Here is a 1,329-nt window from a genome sequence, read left to right as displayed (position 1 = left end):
GGCATATGCGCTAAGATAGCTTCGGCATGGACTGAAATTTGCGCTTTCGTGGTGGTTCACGCCATCGATGTCGCAAGGCATGGAGATTTTGGCGCAGGGTTGCCAAGGGAGGTTGAGCAAAGATCGCTGCGATCAGAGAGGCTACGATCTGGCGGGTAGCGCGCCACAGCAGCGGGCGTCCGTCGCTCAAGGGGGAGAGACACCCAACTCCTGCGAGAGGGGTTCGGTCACAAGCGCGATGAGGAAGTGGGCAAGAATCCAAGGCTTTGCGATCCTTGGGTCTTTGGCGGGAGGCGCGCGCAGTCCGATCAGGCTCTTCAGACGCTTGAAGGCGAGCTCGATGCGCCAGCGCATGCGATAGAGCTTGAGAACTGTGCCGGAGGGAAACTCCTCCTGGTCAAGCGAGGTCACAAGGATAACAAAGCCGGCAGCAATCAGCGTCTCCGGTTGAACCTGCTTGCCCTTGGCCTTGGCTTCCTTGTTGATTTTGCGCCGCGCTTCTTGTGTCGCGGCCTCGGATTTGCGCAAGGCGATCAGGCGCATCTTCAGGGGCTCGCCCTTCTTCTTGAGGCCCAGCCAGACAGGCGTTTCGATGACCTCCTCGCGGCAGCTCTTCAGGTGGCCGATGAGATCGAATGGCTTACCGCTGGCATCGAGCCATCGCACATTCTTCCACGCCGCACGCACGACAACGTCGCCGCCTTGCGCCATGACCTTTGCGATCCGCTCGGCCTGCAGATAGGCGCGGTCGCCGATGCGGATCTCGCCCGCCACCACCGGCACGCGGTCGATCAGCTCGGCCTCGCTCTGGTCGGTGATCTCGAGGAAATCGAACTGCTCGCGCTCAAGATCGAAGGCGCAGTGCATACGCCAAAGGCCATTGTTCTTCTTCTCATGCACACCGGCCTTGGCAACCGATGTCGCATCGAGGATGCGGATCAGCCGGCCCTTGGCCAAGCCTACCTCCTCGCGCTTCAAAAGATACCCAATCAACTGCTGCAGCCACGGCCCTGCGTTGCGCAGCCGGCCGAGCAACGCCACGTCCGAGATGTCGGCGATCCCGCTCGCCGCCGCCCAGGCCACGACGCCCCGCATGCCCACCTTGCCAAGGCAGTAAGCCAGAGTCAGGCGCAACAGATCAGTAGCCGATCTGACGCCCCGCGGCCGCAGGAACGCCTTGGTCTCGCGAGCACTCCCCGCGATCAACTCTTCACCACCGAGAAGCTCAATCGTCTCGGCCCAGCCGTCATCTACAAGCGATTCGTGAGTCATCGCAGCGTAGAATCACAACCGATTCCCCGCTGCAACTCCTATCTTAGCGCATATGCC

1 protein-coding gene is annotated in these 1,329 nt (G+C 61.3%); it reads right to left on the bottom strand.

Annotation, left to right across the window (positions count from 1 at the left end; translation table 11 throughout):
- Window positions 1-186: 186 nt before the first annotated feature.
- On the bottom strand, window positions 187-1,272 hold the full coding sequence (locus EOA85_RS35410; protein ID WP_127212741.1) for a transposase: 1,086 nt from the start codon (window positions 1,270-1,272) through the stop codon (window positions 187-189).
- Between the last annotated feature and the right edge of the window lie 57 nt (window positions 1,273-1,329).

Origin of the sequence: Mesorhizobium sp. M5C.F.Ca.IN.020.29.1.1 (assembly GCF_003997375.1) — a bacterium.
GTDB classification, from domain to species: Bacteria; Pseudomonadota; Alphaproteobacteria; order Rhizobiales; family Rhizobiaceae; genus Mesorhizobium; species Mesorhizobium wenxiniae.
The sequence above is the reverse complement of the archived record's forward strand: the minus strand, read 5'-3'. Positions and strand labels throughout refer to the sequence as shown.

Coding starts and splice junctions, on each gene's coding strand:
- EOA85_RS35410 (WP_127212741.1), bottom strand. CDS start 1,272: ATGACTCACGAATCGCTTGTAGATGACGGCTGGGCCGAGACGATTGAG.